Genomic DNA, 17,293 nt, shown 5'->3' with positions numbered 1-17,293 from the left:
TTTTGATTATGTTTCACAATAAAAGGAGGAATGTGTGATGAGTAAGAAAAGTATGTGGACATTAAAGTTGTCAACAGCGGCTATTGCCCTAATTCCAGCGGCAATCGGCATAAATTACTTAGGGAAATTATTTGCGGGGTTACTGAAATTACCGCTATGGCTTGATTCCATTGGCACTGTACTATCAAGTATGCTTGCAGGACCTATTATAGGCGCTCTTTCTGGAATTATTAATAACGTAATATATGGCGTCACAGTAGATCCAATTTCAACTGTTTATGCAGTTACAAGTGGAGCAATTGGGTTAGTGGTTGGGATCATGGCCTATAAAGGCTGGCTAAAAAATTTGAAGACTGTCATTGTCGTCGGTTTAGTTGTTGGTCTTATTGCTGCAGTCATTTCCACTCCGTTAAACGTGATTTTCTGGGGAGGACAAACAGGAAATGTGTGGGGAGATGCATTCTATGCGTTCCTAGTGTCGAAAGATTTTCCTATTTGGTTAGCATCATTTGGCGATAGTATCGTTGTAGATGTTCCGGACAAAGTAGCAACGGTTATTATTAGTTATTTCATTTTTAAAGGATTGCCAAAGAACTTAATCTCTATTTTCCGCGGCAAAGATAAAATTGAAGAATTATAGGGGCTGGCTTACATGAGTACGATGACACTTTACGTAGACAGAAAATCTTTCATCCATGACAAATTAGCCCCATTAACAAAACTATTGTATGTGATGGTGAGTATTGCCATCACATACATCTATCCAAATTTACCATTTGTAGTATCTGTCGCAATTTTTAGTGGGATCGTACTAGTGGTAGGAAAAGTATTCCGTAAAATCCTTCCAATCCTGGCGCTTAGTATGTTATTAATCATTTCTATTATTATTGTTCAAGGATTTTTTCATCCTGAAAACGAGACAGTGCTTTTTTCGATTGGAATTCTAACCTTTTATAAAGAAGGGCTAAGCTATGCAGCACTCTTAACGCTCCGTGTCATGAATATGATTATGGCGTTTGGAATATTAATTTTGACAACCAAACACGATGAATTAGTAGAGGTTCTCATTAAAAAAGGTTTATCGCCCAAAATAGGTTATGTCCTACTATCTGTATTACAACTTATTCCACAAATGCGGGCAACGATGGGAAAAATAACCGATGCTCAAGCAGCAAGAGGGTTGGAAACGAAAGGAAATCTTCGTGTGCGAATGAAAGCATTTTTCCCATTAATTGTCCCAGTCGTGTTAAATTCATTAAATAATACACGTGAACGTGCAATTGCGCTAGAAGTAAGAGGATTTAACACCGGGATTAAAAAGACCTTTTTAAATGTTGCCAAGGAATACCACCATCAGGGGCTTATCCAAGTAATACTATGGGTAGCACTCATTGCGACGATTGTTTGGAGGATACTATCATGAGCATCATTCAAGTGGATGGATTAAAATATAAATATCCAGATACGGAAAAATTAGCTTTACGTGACATTTCCTTCGAAGTAGAAGAGGGGGAATTCATTGGAATAGCTGGCAGAAATACAGCTGGAAAATCAACTCTATGCTTTGCGTTATCGGGACTCGTCCCTCATTTTTTTAATGGAGGGTATGGGGGAAAGGTGATTGTTGATGGTCTAGAAATAAGAAAGCATGAAGTTGGGAGATTTCCACTCATGTTGGTTTAGTATTTGAAAATCCGTTTTCGCAGATGACTGGCTCCAAATATACCGTTTTTGAGGAAATTGCTTTTGGTTTAGAAAATATTGGTCTGGAAAGAAAGCAGATTATCGATAGAGTGGAAGAAAGCCTACAATTATTAGATATTACAACGATAAAGGATAAAAATCCATTTGACCTCTCTGGAGGGCAAATGCAACGGGTGGCGATTGCTAGTGTTATCGCGATGAAACCTAGGATTTTAATTTTGGATGAGCCGACCTCACAGCTAGATCCACAAGGTTCCGAAGAGGTTTTTAGGGTAGTCGAAAATCTAGCTAAAGAAGGAATCACCGTTATTATGGCAGAACATAAAATGGACAAGATGGCAAGTTATGCCGACAGAATTTTACTAATGGACAATGGTCAGATTGTTGATTTTGATGTTCCTGGAAAAATATTTTCAAGGGATGATTTACAAGAGCATGGGATTGAAGCTCCTGCAGCAACAAGAATTAGTAAAGCATTAGGAATAAAGAATAAAAATACAGGATATTATCCTGTAACGATCAAAGAATTAGCTACGGAAATTGGTGGTAAGGTATGAGCCGATTAGAAATAAACAATTTGCATTTTTCCTATACACCCGAGGTTGAAGTATTAAAAGGGATAGATTTACGATTAGATGGGGCAACAACGGCAATTATTGGGCAAAACGGAGCTGGAAAATCTACCTTTGTTAAATTATTGAAGGGTTTGTTGTATCCAACAGAGGGAGAAATTCTATTCAACGGTAATAATACCAAAGATTATACAGCAGCTCAGCTTGCAAAGGATATTGGCATGGTTTTTCAAAACCCAAACGATCAAATCTTTAAAAATACCGTGATTAGTGAGGTCATGTTCGGCCCATTGAATATTGGTTATAGCGAAGAAGAGGCGAGGGAAAAAGCGATTCAAATGCTGAAAAAGGTAAACCTTGTAGAGCATTTGGAAACGAATCCATATGATTTAAGTTTATCCGAGCGAAAAATGATTGCTATTGCCTCGATCTTAGCGATGGATACGGATATTGTGATTTTTGATGAGCCAACGATGGGGCAAGATTTTGCGGGAAGAGAGAAATTAAAGGAAATCATTTATGAACTTCGTGATCAAGGAAGGCTAGTCATTTGTATTCTTCACGATATGGATTTCGCTGCAGAAGTATTTGACCGAACGATTGTCTTCAATCAAGGTAAAGTCTTAATGGATGGATCTAGTCTTGAAGTATTTACATATAAAGAAAAACTAAAGCAAGCCTATCTAGAACAACCACATATCGCCCAAATCGCCGATGAACTTGGGGTAGAAGGAAGTTATTTGACAGATGAGAAGCTGATTAAAGCATTGAGGAAGAGGATGGAAGCATAGGGATGCCTGTGCTGTCTTTAAAACCAAATGAAATAACCCACCCTGGTGGCTATGAATTAGGTGTGGGTTTATTTCTACCTTTTAGAGCCACCGCAGTTCTTGCAAGAGCTATACAATGGGAGGGCCAGTAGCACCTGGTTCTCTCTTTTTTTATGCTATGCTTGTTACATTCATTGTATGGATAATAAAGGAAAATGTTAAGTTGGCTAAATTTAAGGTGTTATCTACCTTTTGAAATCGTCACAAGGTCATTCGTGGTCATTTGCAACTCATTTTCAAGCTCACTCAAAGTCAATTCATACAGATGCTTGTCATTTTTCTTATATATTCCTTGTTTAATTAGCTTGTTTATGACTTCTTTCTTTTTTAACTGAACAGCTTGGCGTAGAAAATTTCCCAATTTTGTCACCTCTATTTGTAAATCATGATTAGGTTAGACACGGTATTATTGAAATACAAAATATGTATTAATGGTCTAATTTAATTCTTACTTCTATCTCCTTGACACCTGTTATTATAGATAAGCAAAATTATGAAGTTTGTCGATTTATCTGGAATTTACAACTCTTAAATGAATTGTTATCCTCCCTTAATAATAAGAAAAACTTGTAATATAAGTGTTTTGAAAAAAGAAAAAGCAACAATGCCGTAATTCCGGTATTGCTGCCTTCGCATGGTAGCTCCAATTTTTAAATAACTCCGCCCTTTTGAACTCGAAGCTTTTTATATAAAACCACACAGAAAACCGAACAAAGGATGGCTAGTAGCGCAATGAACATATAGCCAGCTTGAAGACCAATGAGATCGTGAATAGGATTTTTTCCAAATAACTGATTTACTGTGTTGATAATTACCCCAATCAGGAGGTTACCTATCACACTTGCAACTCCCATGAGCGTAACGGTGAACGTGATTGCGGTTCCGACTCCATTTGCATACTTTTTAGCAAGCAGTGCCATAACGGTAGGATAAATGGGGGCAATTCCAATACCAGCAATAGCAAACAAAATAGCAGCAGATTCCCCGATAAGAACGGCTGCCAAACTGCAAAGCCCAGAAAAGACAGAAAAGAGCATTGTTGACAACGTGTAGCCAATTCTGTCGGTAATTGGACCTGCAAACAAACGAGAGAGTGTAAAAAATAAGAAAAACAAGGATAGCATTTCCGACGATTTTTTTAGAGACCAATCATAGGCATGCTGTAAATAATAGACTAGCCAGCTTCCAATGGCTAATTCAGAAACTACTCCAAATGACAGTACGGCTACAATTAACCATGCAATCGGATCACGCATTAGACCACGGAATGATGTTGCTTCGCCTTCATTTTCATCTTGATCAGCCTTTGGAAATTTACCCAAAAGAGCGGGGATGATTGGCAAAATGGATAAAGAAAGAATGATAAAATACATACCGCGCCATCCAAGTTCACCATCGAGGACGTTCCATCCCATCATCGATGCGCCGATAATCGGAGCACCAACCGAACTCAGTCCATAAAAAAAGTGAGAAAGGTTCATCATTGTTCCTGTATTTTTGGTGAAAATATGAGCTGCCATGATTCCAAGACCAATTTCGAGCATTCCGTTTCCGATATAAAGTAAAAAGTATGAGGCCATTAAGGAAAGATACCCATTTGAAAGGTACAAAAACACACCCGACACTGCCATCGAGGCAAATGCTAGAATCCCAGTCAGCTTAATTCCAATCTTATTAGCGAGAGTTGAAGTAAAGAAGCATGCTAGCAAATAGCCTAACGAATTAAGGGATAGTAGTATACCAAGTTGTGTTTCGTTAAGCGAAAACTCTGATTCCATACTTGGTAATGCAGGACCTTTCACATTTTCTGATAACCCAAATATAAGAAAACCGCCGAAGACGACAAATAATAAAATGGCATAATTGGCTTTACGACTGAACACAATGTAAACCTCCTCATAAACACATTCTATAAATATAGTAAACTCGATCTCGTTTTTCATCATTAATGTTAACTCATCCCCAAATCCAAACAAACGCTTGTTTAAATTCTCGATCCCCTGCGCCCCATAGCTTAAACTCCAAACAAACGTATGTTTAAACCCATTTTTCCCAGTATCCCTATTTTCAAATCTATGAAAGAATTGTAAAATAGAGGTAGATTATACGATGGGGGACATATATCTATGGGGGATAAAATTTTAAGCACTGAAGAGCTAAAACGAGAGGATCTTATTCGAAAAAACAAATTGGTCGGGCTTGTTTCATTTATTTCTGTAATACTGGCAATCATTGTTGAATTATCGATTGGGCAGCCGCTTCAAATGATTATTACGATCGCAATTGGTGGGGCGATATTTCTATCAATCTTACACTTACTGATTGCTAGGAATCTATTTTTAACGCAAACCCCTTATTTTTCCGTAATAGGAATATCGGTGGTTTTGTTTGTCATTATGTCTAGCTCACAATCAGCGCCCATCATCCTTTTACCATTCTATCTATTAACTACGGTTGCAATCTACAATACGCGAAAAACGTTATTCTTTGGTGCGGCTTGTGCCACCGTGATAACCGTTCTATTTTTCGTTACAAAAGGTCAGGAATTTGGCTATACACCGAAGGAACTTATTATCTACTACTTAATCTTTTCAGTTATCATTATGACCTTGTTTTTCCAAAGCTTTGTAACTGGACGACTAACACATGATATTCAATCTACCAAAGAGAAAACTGAGCTTCTATTACAAATGAGGCAGGAACATGCTACTCAACTTGAGGCTACCAGCCGAACCATTAGTGAAAATATTTCAAACATTCGTCGCCAGGGGGAGGAGCAAATGCATTCCTTCCATGAAATGACGATTGCAGTTTCGGAAATATCAGCTGGAATGAATACACAGACTGAAACAGCTAGTTCGATTACCCAATCTGTGGAGGAACTAAACAAAAGTATTCAAGAATTTGTACAAGGCGCGGCCCATCTTAATAACCAGACGGAAAATGCAAAGCAAGCTGCTGACAATGGTACTAGCACTATCGACCTTTTACTTTCAAAGCTGACAGACTTCCAAGCTTCTGTAAGTTCTATGGCGGCTACAATGAATCATTTAGTAGAAAAAATCAATGAGACAAATGGATTTACCGATCGAATTCAAGAAATTGCTTCACAAACCAATTTACTTGCGCTAAACGCATCAATTGAGGCAGCACGTGCTGGTGAAAGTGGAAAGGGATTTTCTGTTGTGGCAGCTGAAATACGAAAACTATCAGAGGTTACTTCAAATACAGCAAACCAAATATCTGAGAATTTAATAGAAGTAAATAAAAGCACAACACTCACGCAACAGCAGATGGCTGAAAATGCCGAAAAAATGCATGAAAGTGTAAAGCTTTCGAATGCTGCTAAGGATGTTTTGACTGTAATTGACCAAACTGTTAATGAGTTAAATGGTTCAACAACACATGCGAAGGTAATCTCGGGAATGCTTGGAAATAGTTCTGTTTCAATTGAAACCTCAATCAATGAGTTTGCATCTATTATTGAGGAAACAACGTCATCAATCGAGGAAATTTCCGCGTCCATTGAAACTCAAAACAGCCAAATGCAGCACCTTGTCTCCTACGTCCAAAACACAGACGACGCCACTGCCGAATTGATGGAGATTTTTAAAGAAAAGTAAGGAAAAAATCCACTGTCCCTATAAACATAAAATGGTACGAGGGACCTGTCCCTCTGTCCCATTGAAGGAGAGATATATATGGTCTATCAAGCTAGCGAAAATCGATATAGTGAAATGAAGTATAATCGTGTTGGAAAATCTGGTTTGTTGTTGCCCGCGATTTCTTTGGGATTGTGGCATAATTTCGGCGGTATTGACTCGTTTGAAAATGGTAGAAACATTTTAAGAAGGGCTTTTGATCTTGGAATTACCCATTTTGATTTGGCGAATAACTATGGTCCACCCCCAGGCAGTGCGGAAGAAATGTTTGGAAAGATGATGAAGGTAGATTTTGCACCATATCGTGATGAGATGGTTATTTCGACAAAAGCAGGCTACCATATGTGGGAAGGTCCTTATGGAGACTGGGGTTCACGGAAGTATTTGATTTCTAGTCTTGATCAAAGCTTAAAACGTATGGGTCTTGAGTATGTTGATATTTTTTACTCACACCGTCCAGACCCGAACACGCCTTTAGAGGAAACTATGGGAGCACTTGATCATATCGTACGACAAGGAAAAGCACTGTATGTTGGAATTTCCAACTATAACCCTACTCAAACATCAGAAGCAGTTCGCATTTTAAAAGAGTTAGGCACACCACTCCTCATTCATCAACCAAGATACTCAATGTTTGACCGCTGGATTGAGGACGGTCTGCAGGACGTGTTGGCCGATAATGGTGTAGGGTCCATCGTATTCTCTCCGATGGCACAAGGATTATTAACAAATAAATATCTTGGCGGTGTTCCAACCGATTCAAGGGCTGCGAAGGAAAATACATACCTTCAAAAAGATCAAATTACAGAGGATGTCTTACAAAAAATCCAACGGCTAAACGAGCTTGCAACAGAAAGAGGACAAAGCCTCGCCCAAATGGCGCTGGCATGGGTTCTGCGTAAGGGACGAGTTACATCAGCCTTAGTTGGTGCGAGCAAAGTGAGCCAGGTCGAGGATAATGTAGCTGCCTTAAATAACCTCCATTTTACAGAAGAAGAATTAACAGATATTGAGGATATTTTAAACTAAAACAAGTCATACTAATACAGCGCATAATAAAAGGGGAGTAGCCTGCTCATTCAGGTTACTCCTCTTTTGTTTTTTCAAATAAAGAAGGTGCCATCTATTTACCTATACTAAAAAAATATTTTGTTTACTAAAATTGTTTACTTTGCGTCAATTCACGTATACTATATAAGTAGAGGAAAGACAGAAGGGATGAGAAAAATATGGCTACGATTCGTGATATAGCCCAAAAGTCTGGCTTTTCAATTGCGACTGTTTCGAGAGTACTAAACAATGATGCGAATCTATCTGTTAGTGAAGAAACAAGAGATAAAATAAAAGCGGTTGCAGATGGTATGGGATATAAGAAGAAACAAGGCGTCACACAATTAAATAATATTGCTTTTCTATATTGGATATCCAATGAAGAAGAACTGGAAGACGTTTTTTTTAAGGGAATTCGGACAGAGCTTGAAAAGCAAGCAAAACAACGGAAAATTGAATTGGTTCGTTATCACATCGACGATGGTATTGAAAAGGTAAATAAAAATTCAACTGCATTTATTGCAATTGGAAAGTTAACAGATCGGGAAATCAAATACTTAGAGGAAATTACCCCTCATGGCGTGTTTTTAAATACAAGCAGGGACCCTCAAAATCTAGATGCTGTACTACCTGATTTGAAGCTGATGACTGAGTATATGATTCAGTTTTTTGAAGGGCTTGGCTACAACCGGATAGGGTTTATTGGAGCGGATGATTATGATGTTGAGACAAAAGAACCTATTCCCCAGTTAAGGGAGATTACATTCAGAAACTATCAACGTGAAAAAAACAAATTAATAGAAGAGGATATCTTAATCGTGCCGTCAAGTACGGTGAAAAATGGCTATAAAATTGCAATGAAGGCAATTGAGGAGATGGGAGATAATCTCCCAGAAGCATTTTGTGTTGCGACAGATCCACTAGCGATTGGGGTTCTTCAAGCATTTAATGAAATGCAAATTCCCATCCCCCAAAGAGTCGCATTCTTTAGTATTAATAATATTAGTGTAACGAAATATGTTTCCCCACCATTAACAACCTTTCATATTGATATTCCAACTCTTTGTGAAACTGGGTTGGATTTGGTAGAGGAAAGGCTTACTAAAAATAGAACAACGGCGAAAACGGTATATATACAAGGGAAACCAGTTTTTCGAAAAAGTACACCGTCAATAGATGAGAAAAAGTGAGCAGAACTAGCTCGCTTTTTTTGTGCTTTTTGAATCATTTTTTCAGCATACCCGAACTCATAGTATGAAATATATATTGCGTGGAGAGAGTAAAAATGACTCTTGTTATGTAATGGAAAAAACGTCAAATGATTAGTAAAAAAGTGAATAATGTTTTAGTAAAATAATTTAAATTAACCGTTTACATGTTTAGTTAAAAATGTTATGATTCCATTAGTAAACAATTTGCTAAAAAAGGAAGGTGTTTTTTATGAAAAATAAATTTGGTTTGCTAATGGCTGGTATTTTACTAACTGGTTCTTTAACTGCTTGTGGAAGTGGTAATTCAAGTGGACAAGGTGCATCAAAGGACGATGCCATCACAATCTGGGCAAACAATATTAACGTTCCAGTTTTAGAAAAAGCTGCTGAAATTTATAAAGAAGATCACCCTGATTTTAAAGTGAAAATTATTGAAACAGGTGGTCAGGACATCAAGAGTAAAACAACAACAGGTTTGCAAGCTGGTGGGAAAGGCTTACCGGATGGAATGCTTCAAACAGACGATGAGCTTCAAGGTAAACTAGAAGCCTTCCCTGGTGCATTTGCAAATTTAAGTGAACTTGGCTATGACGAATTCAAGAAGGATTTTCCTGAATTTAAGATAGATGCTGCTTCAAAAGACGGAAATATTTATGCAATGCCTTTTGATACAGGCCCAGCTGCTATATTTTATCGTACGGATCTTTTTGAAGAAGCGGGCGTAAATCCTGAAGAGATCAAGACGTGGGATGATTACGTAGAAGCTGGTGGAAAAATTAAAGAAGCAACTGGGAAAGCGATGCTTAGCTTTGACCAAGCAGATGCGAATGTATACACAATCATTTTAAACCAGGAAGGTGAAGGTTATTACGACGAGGATAATAATCTAACCGTTGGTAGTGAGGCTTCTGTAAATGCTCTTGAAGTATTAAAAGGTTTACATGATAAAGATGCTCTTCTGGGTGTGACTGGATGGGATGCATGGGTAACTTCATTCGCGAATTCAGATACTGCATCTGTTATTGCGGGTGGTTGGTTAGTTGGAACGATTAAACAACAAGCGCCTGACACAGACGGTAAGTGGGGCTTAATGCCATTACCAGCACATAAGGAAAATGGATCTCGTTCATCTGTTCAAGGTGGTAGTTCATTTGTAATTCCATCAACTGGTAATAAGGTTCAAGAAACATATGATTTCTTATCATGGTTTACGACAAGTGTTGAGGCACAAGAGATTGCAATGGATGGCGGATTATTCCCTACCTATGCACCGGTGTTTGAATCTGCAATGTTTGATGAAGAAGTACCATTCTTCGGAAATCAAAAAATTTGGCGTTTCTTAGCAGACGAAATGGACAAGATTCCAACCATCACTTATACAAAAAATGATCCAATTGCCCGTGATGAGATTGTAAAAGCACAAGGTGAAGCATTGAACGGTAAGAGTGCTAAAGAAGCAATGCAACAGGCAAAGAAAAATATTGAAAACCGAATGAAAAAATAATGAACAAAGCTGGGGTAACAAAAGAGACTTTCGTTACCCCTCCCATGAATTAGGGGGTTAGACAACAACATGATGAATCGAATCAGCAAAACAAAATTGACACCGTATTTATTTTTAGCCCCAGCGCTCATTTTATTTCTTATATTCACGGTGTACCCGATTATCTCTTCCTTTATTTTGAGCTTTCAAACCTCTGAAGGTGGGGTCTACGTATTTGCTGGACTTGATAACTATGTACGATTGCTCAAGGACACAACATTCCATCAAGCTCTATTTAATACCTTTATCATATTCATAGTTCAAGTGCCGATTATGATTCTATTTGCACTTATTCTTGCAGCTCTATTAAATAGTAAGCTATTAAAGTTTAAGGGGTTATTCCGTACAGGGTTCTTTCTGCCAGCTGTAACTTCATTAGTTGCATACTCTATTTTATTCTCTATCATTCTGATGGATAAAGGTATTTTGAATCAATTTTTAGGTCTATTGGGTATTGATTCTATACCTTGGTTGAATGACCCATTTTGGGCAAAGGTTTCAATTATTATTGCAATGACATGGAGATGGACGGGCTATAACATGGTTATCTATCTTGCTGCAATGCAAAATATTTCAGAGGAAACCTATGAAGCAGCTTCCATGGATGGTGCTGGGAAGGTTCGACAATTCTTCTCCATCACAATACCTCAATTGAAGCCAATTATATTATTCACTTCAATTATCTCAACAATCGCGACCTTACAGCTGTTTGATGAACCATTTAACCTTACAAAAGGTGGACCTGGGGATTCAACTACAACGCTTGGTCTGATGATTTATAATTATGGATTCAAATATTATGACTTTAGCTATGCTTCTGCAATTGCATATGTAGTTGTTGTTATCGTTGCGGTTCTATCACTTATTCAATCAAAAGTAACGGGAGATGGTAAATAATGCAGGAAAATAAAGCATCAAGATTCTCGAGAAAAGCAGGACTTTATCTTCTCTTGGTAATTGGTATCTTGATTTCAATCTTCCCATTTTATTGGATGCTAGTTGGTGCAACAAATCATACGAGTAAAATGTTCTCAAATCCCCCGACTTTGACGTTTGGAGATCAATTTTTAACGAACTTTACGAACTTAAATGAGAGCCTTAATATTTGGCGCGTGTTGTTTAATTCCGTATTTGTTTCGGGTGTTTATGTGATTTTGGCACTAATTGTTTCGACAATGGCTGCCTATGCCTTGGCGAAATTTGAATTTAAAGGAAATAAGTTTATTTTTACGACTTTTCTATTATCAATGATGATTCCGTATCAGGCGCTCCTTATTCCTCAGTTTAGGATGATGGCGGATTACGGATTATTAAATACGTATGTAGCACTTATTTTGCCAACTGTTGTTACGCCTTTTGCCATCTTTTTGATGAGACAAAACTTTTTGGCTTTTCCAACAGAATTGATTGAAGCGGCTCGTATGGATGGGGCAGGAGAAATGAGGATTTTCTTTCGTATCGTGGTTCCGTCTATGAAGCCAGCGCTTGCAGCTACTTCCATCTTTTTATTCTTGTCCCAATGGAATAACTTTCTGTGGCCATTAGTAGTAACGACTTCAACTGATATGTACACATTCCCAGTTGCGTTATCGAGTCTACGGGGTGTTTCGATCATTGACTATGGACAAATCAATGTTGGGATATTGATTGCAACAGTCCCAATTATTATATTCTTCCTTGCACTACAAAAACATTTTATCCAAGGCATGCTTGGAAGTGCAATTAAATAATCAAGAGACATGGGGACAGGTTCACTGTCCCTTTAAAAATAAGGTGGGACGAGGGACCAGAACCCTTGTGACATGGAGGTAAAAATGATGCAGTTAAGCGATTACGAAAATCAACATATACTTCATAGGAACAGATTAGAAGATCGTTCTTATTTTATGTCTTATCAGAGTGTAGAGGATGCACTTAGTTTTGAAAGAGGCCGTGCCTATGGTTTTACCTTATTAAATGGTATGTGGAAATTTCACTATGCCGAAACTCCTGAACATGCCCCGGCTTCGTTCTATGAAAATGACTATGATACTAGTAAGTGGGATGATTTACAGGTTCCTTCGAGCTGGCAGTTACATGGGTATGGTAACCCCCATTATACAAATTTCCGCTATCCATTTCCTGTCGATCCTCCCTATGTACCGACTGTAAACCCGACGGGATCGTATCGACGTCAATTTTATGTAAATAGTAAAATGCTAAGTGATCTAGTCTTTCTCCGTTTTGAAGGGGTAGATAGTGCCTTTCATGTGTGGATCAACGGTAAGTTTGTAGGTTACAGTCAAGGGAGTCGCATGGCTTCTGAATTCGATGTAACAGACTTTCTTCATGAAGGGGAAAATACCATTGCCGTTCGGGTTTATCAGTGGTCAGATGGTAGCTATATCGAAGATCAGGACATGTGGTGGTTAAGTGGTATTTTTAGAGATGTGTATTTACTTGCAAAACCGAAAGTATATACACACGACTTCTTTGTAAAAACGAACTTGGATAAAACGTATAAAGATGCGGAATTACAGATTGAATCTGTCGTGCATTCACGTGTCGGAAGTTCAGCGGAATATCAGTTGGACATTCAGCTGTTTGATCATAACTATAGTGAGATTGCAGAAGCGAAACGGGAAGTAAAATTTCAATTGGACGGGTCAAGTGAAGCAAAGTTCGATACTCGTATACCAGTGACTAATCCATCAAAATGGACTGCGGAAACTCCGTATTTATATTACCTGGTTATGACGTTAAAGGATGACAAGGGAAATATTATCGAAGTAATCCCATCGAAGGTTGGATTTAGACAGGTGGAATTAAAGGATGGCTTAATACAGGTGAATGGGGTGCCGATTCTTTTTAAAGGGGTCAACCGTCACGATCACCATCCAGACTTAGGTCGTGCAGTTCCGCTCGACTGGATGATAAAAGATATTGAGCTTATGAAGCAGCATAACATCAACGCAGTGCGTTCGGCGCATTACCCGAATGACCCGCGTTTTTACGATTTATGTGATGAGTATGGGTTATATGTCATCAATGAGGCAGACCTCGAGTGTCATGGATTTGATTTTATTGGGAAGCCACACCAATTAAGTCAGGATCCGGAATGGAAGGATGCGTATGTAGACCGAATGAAGAGAATGGTAGAACGAGATAAAAACCATCCTTCTATTATTATTTGGTCGTTAGGAAATGAATCTGGATTTGGGCAAAATCACATCGAAATGGCCAAGTGGGTAAGGGAAAAGGATCCAACAAGACTTGTTCATTATGAAGGGGAAACTCGTTTCATTATGACGCAAGAGAATAATAACCCAACACGTCTGCATGAAGCGGCTGATATGTTCTCAACCATGTATACGCCTCATGCCATTATGGAGAAATTAGGTAGCCGAACGGATTTGGCTCAACCACATATTTTATGTGAATTCGCCCATGCAATGGGGAATGGACCTGGTGGGTTCAAAGAGTATTTTGATTTATTTTATAAGTATGAACGCCTTCAAGGTGGGTTCGTGTGGGAATGGTTAGACCATGGTATTCGCCAATATACAGAAGATGGCAAGGAATATTTTGCATATGGCGGCGATTTTGGGGAAACCCCTCATGACAGCACATTTGTTATCGATGGTCTTGTCATGCCAGATCGCACTCCATCTCCAGCTTTATTAGAATATAAAAAAGTGGTTGAACCTGTAAGAGTTGAGGCGATTGATCTTACAAATGGAACTGTTCGCTTACAGAACCTGTACAATTTTAATACATTAGATCACCTCACGATTTCATGGTCTCTTGTTTCAGATGGAAACGTATTAGATGGTGGAATGCTAGAGATGCCTATTATTTTTCCTGGAGAGTCAGGGGAAATTTCCATTCCTTTTGCATGGCCAATCGTGAAAATGGCTAACACCGATTACTGGTTAAACCTTCAGTTCAATCAGTCAACTGATACAAAATGGGCAAAAGCGGGTCATGAAGTTGCTTGGGCCCAATTTGAATTGCCTGTTACGAAGCCTGTGGAAGTGAATGATAGTAGGGAGTATCGTCCTTTAGTCGTGGAGGAAACTGAACATAAGCTTGTCGTAAGCGGAGAGTCTTTCGAGTATGGCTTCGATAAAGTGTATGGGGTACTCGAATCATGGAAGCACGAAGGGATCGAATTAGTAGAACAAGGCCCAAAGATTAACATCTGGAGAGCGCCAACAGAAAACGACAGACTAGGCTTAGAAGAATTTAGTGTTAAAAAAGAGGCGGCAGAGTGGAGACAATACGGTCTAGATCGTATGCAAAGTCGCGTATTAGTGGTTGAGTATGAGCTATCACCAACTAAGGATCAGGTGAAAATTTACGTGAAATCTCGACTAGCTCCTTCTACACATGCCTGGGGCTTTGATACAGCAATGACGTATACGATTTCCAATAGTGGGTCTATGAGGATTGAAGTGGACGGAAAGAAACAAGGTGAGTCATCGACTACATTACCGAAGCTAGGCCTACAAATGAAATTGAAGCCTCAGTTGGATCAGGTCGACTGGTATGGTAGAGGTCCAGGTGAATCTTATTCCGATAGTAAACTAGCAAATCGTTTTGGGGTTTGGTCGAAGACGGTAGATGAGCTGCACACATCCTATGTTGTTCCGCAGGAAAATGGAAATCGTCATGAAGTGAGATGGGCATCGTTAACAGACCTATCAGGAGTTGGGATACTAGTAGCTGGAAAACCAGGCTTCGATTTTAGTGCAAGCTATTATTCGACTGAAACGCTAGAAAAGGCGAACCATACCTATGATTTAGTGAAGGATGACTTTATCACCTTTAACGTAGATTACAAGCAACAAGGTTTAGGATCAGCGAGCTGTGGACCTGGAGTTCTCGAGCAATATCAATTAAAAAATGAGGATTTCCATTTCACAGTAAGCTTCCGTGCCTTTTCAAAAAGAGAGCAATCACCGATTGTATTAAGTAAAATGATGTAATTTTTTGATGCCTGTCATTATGGGATATTTCCTGTGATGACAGGCATTTTTAGTGGGACAGAGGGACAGGTACACTGTGCGAGCGACCGGGCAGGGTCGCAATATATAGTGGGTGGGATTCCCGTCACGTAACCGTTTATTCTGTTTCTGTATCTAGATTTTCTAAATCGTCTGGGTAAACCGTTTTACCAAAAACCTCACCTGTAGCCTGGTCTTTTACGGATATGGTTACCTTATAATCATCTTCATTTACACCATTAAACAATTGATAATAGGCTTCTGAGATTCCAAGACCGAAAACGGCAAACCCGTCCAAACTATTTTCGTACGCGGCTTTATCGACGACTAAGGTGAACTCAGTGAAACCCTTATTATAGGTCACATCTTTGATTGATACATAATCTTCACTTGTTTTCATATCTTCGATTGTCTCAAGGATTGATGTTTTCATTTCATCCATCATTTTCTTATGTTCTGCCTTTGACATCTTGTATGTCAGGGAGCCATCCTCATTTTGGATAACTTCCTTAACTCCTTCTGCCTTCGCGTCGGCTATCAACTGATCGATATCTTCCCCTTCAAACATGGAAGCAGGTAGTGTAATTTCGACATTTAATAAACCTTTGTCAACACCGATCTTTTCATCTTTTGCTTGTTCTGGAGGTTCATTGTTCTTATTTGTGTTATTCTCTTCCTTATTTCCAGAACATGCAGTTAGAAACAACACGAATAGAGCAAAAAGCATAAATGCAGACTTTTGCATATTAGCTCTCCTAAGCCATTTTTATTTAAGCTAACACATACCAAGGGTTCTTATACTTTATTAAAGTGGTTTCTAATAGGTAAAGACTGCTCTATTTTTAAAAAAGTTCTCTTAAAAGAAAGAGTAGGTTAAATATGATTTGAATCCTAGCTGTTGGTTTGACCTAAATTTCAAATATGAATGATTATTCATTTTTATCGAAGAAATTCCTTTTATGAGATGACGATCGCGGTTTCTGGAATCTCATCCGGAATGAATTCGCAAAATGAAGCAGCTACGACCATAACCGAATCCGGCGATGATCTTAACAAAGTTGTCCAGGAGCTTGTAAAAGGTTTCAAACACCTGAGTACTCAAACGGAAAATGTGATTCAGGCGGCTGACATTGGGAATGAAACGATTGATCTTTTACTCACAAAAATCACAGACTTCCAGGCATCTGTGGATAACATGTCTGAAACAATGAATCGATTAGTTGAAAAAATCAACGAGACATACTTGGGGCTTTCTAACAGGTTAACATTAGAAACTGCCAGTTTTTTTCTTTTTTCCTTAAGAAATCATTAATATACCTTAATAAATTCTAGTTNNATTTTTGAAAAAGTGTTTTGACAAATAACTAATGATTGACTTTTTTATTAAAGATTTTTGTAAAGGTTTCCAAAGTGAAGGCGTAGAGAACTAATAGAATAAATTAAGGGTGGTTATTATTTTGAATAAAAAGCAAACAATTGGATTTATAGGTTTAGGTGCAATGGGTGGTTTAATGGCTGGTCATTTATTAGAAGAAGGAATGGAAGTACATGTTTACGATGTACAAGAATCTTTATGTTTATCACTTAAGAGCAAAGGTGCAGTAATTCAGCCCAATCCTAAAGCTATTGCTGAAATTACAGAAATTATTATATGTATGCTCCCTAACCCGGATATTGTTCGACAGGTAGTCCTTGGTGAAAATGGAGTGTTATATGGAATTAAATCAAATTCAATT

17 protein-coding genes are annotated in these 17,293 nt (G+C 38.4%); 14 read left to right on the top strand and 3 right to left on the bottom strand.

The features are described 5' to 3' along the window. Positions 1–37: 37 nt before the first annotated feature. The 5 genes from V7147_RS02375 to V7147_RS02355 are packed head-to-tail and all read left to right on the top strand — an operon-like array spanning position 38 to position 3,067. Positions 38–640 carry an ECF transporter S component gene (locus V7147_RS02375; RefSeq protein WP_335366253.1) on the top strand — a complete coding sequence of 201 codons (603 nt, stop codon included), beginning with the start codon at positions 38–40 and terminating at the stop codon, positions 638–640. A 12-nt stretch (positions 641–652) separates the two neighbouring features. Further along, positions 653–1,423 carry an energy-coupling factor transporter transmembrane component T family protein gene (locus tag V7147_RS02370; protein WP_335366252.1) on the top strand — a complete coding sequence of 257 codons (771 nt, stop codon included), beginning with the start codon at positions 653–655 and terminating at the stop codon, positions 1,421–1,423. After that, positions 1,420–1,683, top strand: a complete 264-nt coding sequence (locus tag V7147_RS02365) for an ATP-binding cassette domain-containing protein (protein WP_335366251.1) — start codon at positions 1,420–1,422, stop codon at positions 1,681–1,683. The genes V7147_RS02370 and V7147_RS02365 overlap by 4 nt, the downstream gene beginning before the upstream one ends. Before the next feature lie 23 nt (positions 1,684–1,706). Next, entirely contained in the window at positions 1,707–2,261 is a 555-nt protein-coding gene (locus V7147_RS02360; protein ID WP_335366250.1) for an energy-coupling factor ABC transporter ATP-binding protein, read from the top strand. Continuing rightward, positions 2,258–3,067 carry an energy-coupling factor ABC transporter ATP-binding protein gene (locus V7147_RS02355; RefSeq protein ID WP_335366249.1) on the top strand — a complete coding sequence of 270 codons (810 nt, stop codon included), beginning with the start codon at positions 2,258–2,260 and terminating at the stop codon, positions 3,065–3,067. Before V7147_RS02360 ends, V7147_RS02355 begins: the two co-directional genes overlap by 4 nt. Before the next feature lie 220 nt (positions 3,068–3,287). Here V7147_RS02355 and V7147_RS02350 read toward each other — a convergent pair whose 3' ends face one another. Then, positions 3,288–3,467, bottom strand: coding sequence for a Fur-regulated basic protein FbpA (locus V7147_RS02350; protein ID WP_335366248.1), 180 nt, complete (start codon positions 3,465–3,467; stop codon positions 3,288–3,290). Between the two features lie 289 nt (positions 3,468–3,756). Continuing rightward, positions 3,757–4,992: an MFS transporter gene (locus V7147_RS02345; RefSeq protein ID WP_438824533.1), complete on the bottom strand. Its 1,236-nt coding sequence runs from the start codon at positions 4,990–4,992 to the stop codon at positions 3,757–3,759. Between the two features lie 240 nt (positions 4,993–5,232). On the opposite strand from V7147_RS02345, the gene V7147_RS02340 reads away from it, so the two are divergent. The 7 genes from V7147_RS02340 (at position 5,233) to V7147_RS02310 (ending at position 15,539) form a co-directional block, all read left to right on the top strand. Continuing rightward, a complete protein-coding gene (locus V7147_RS02340; protein WP_335366246.1) occupies positions 5,233–6,729 on the top strand; it encodes a methyl-accepting chemotaxis protein in 1,497 nt (498 codons plus the stop codon). A 78-nt stretch (positions 6,730–6,807) separates the two neighbouring features. Continuing rightward, positions 6,808–7,797, top strand: a complete 990-nt coding sequence (gene mgrA / locus V7147_RS02335; protein ID WP_335366245.1) for an L-glyceraldehyde 3-phosphate reductase — start codon at positions 6,808–6,810, stop codon at positions 7,795–7,797. Positions 7,798–7,997: 200 nt separating this feature from the next. Next, a complete protein-coding gene (locus V7147_RS02330) occupies positions 7,998–9,008 on the top strand; it encodes a LacI family DNA-binding transcriptional regulator (RefSeq protein ID WP_335366244.1) in 1,011 nt (336 codons plus the stop codon). A 250-nt stretch (positions 9,009–9,258) separates the two neighbouring features. Then, positions 9,259–10,533: an ABC transporter substrate-binding protein gene (locus V7147_RS02325; protein ID WP_335366243.1), complete on the top strand. Its 1,275-nt coding sequence runs from the start codon at positions 9,259–9,261 to the stop codon at positions 10,531–10,533. A gap of 69 nt (positions 10,534–10,602) precedes the next feature. Next, positions 10,603–11,469 (top strand): carbohydrate ABC transporter permease, encoded by an 867-nt coding sequence (locus V7147_RS02320; protein ID WP_335366242.1) that lies wholly within the window; start codon positions 10,603–10,605, stop codon positions 11,467–11,469. Beyond that, positions 11,469–12,302 (top strand): carbohydrate ABC transporter permease, encoded by an 834-nt coding sequence (locus V7147_RS02315; RefSeq protein WP_335366241.1) that lies wholly within the window; start codon positions 11,469–11,471, stop codon positions 12,300–12,302. Before V7147_RS02320 ends, V7147_RS02315 begins: the two co-directional genes overlap by 1 nt. Positions 12,303–12,386: 84 nt before the next feature. After that, positions 12,387–15,539: a glycoside hydrolase family 2 TIM barrel-domain containing protein gene (locus V7147_RS02310; RefSeq protein ID WP_335366240.1), complete on the top strand. Its 3,153-nt coding sequence runs from the start codon at positions 12,387–12,389 to the stop codon at positions 15,537–15,539. A gap of 136 nt (positions 15,540–15,675) precedes the next feature. Here the strand turns inward: V7147_RS02310 and V7147_RS02305 are convergent, their stop codons facing one another. Further along, entirely contained in the window at positions 15,676–16,302 is a 627-nt protein-coding gene (locus tag V7147_RS02305) for a hypothetical protein (RefSeq protein ID WP_335366239.1), read from the bottom strand. A 219-nt stretch (positions 16,303–16,521) separates the two neighbouring features. Here V7147_RS02305 and V7147_RS02300 point away from each other — a divergent pair, with 219 nt between their 5' ends. Both V7147_RS02300 and V7147_RS02295 read left to right on the top strand, forming a co-directional pair. Continuing rightward, a complete protein-coding gene (locus V7147_RS02300) occupies positions 16,522–16,869 on the top strand; it encodes a hypothetical protein (protein ID WP_335366238.1) in 348 nt (115 codons plus the stop codon). A gap of 145 nt (positions 16,870–17,014) precedes the next feature. Beyond that, the coding region (locus V7147_RS02295; protein WP_335366237.1) for an NAD(P)-binding domain-containing protein at positions 17,015–17,293 on the top strand (279 nt) is incomplete at its 3' end.

The sequence above is a fragment of the Bacillus sp. JJ1521 genome (assembly GCF_036965165.1).
In the GTDB taxonomy this organism is placed as follows: Bacteria; Bacillota; Bacilli; order Bacillales; family Bacillaceae_L; genus Ferdinandcohnia.
Note: the sequence above shows the minus strand (reverse complement) of the source record. Positions and strands in the feature narration are given on the sequence as shown.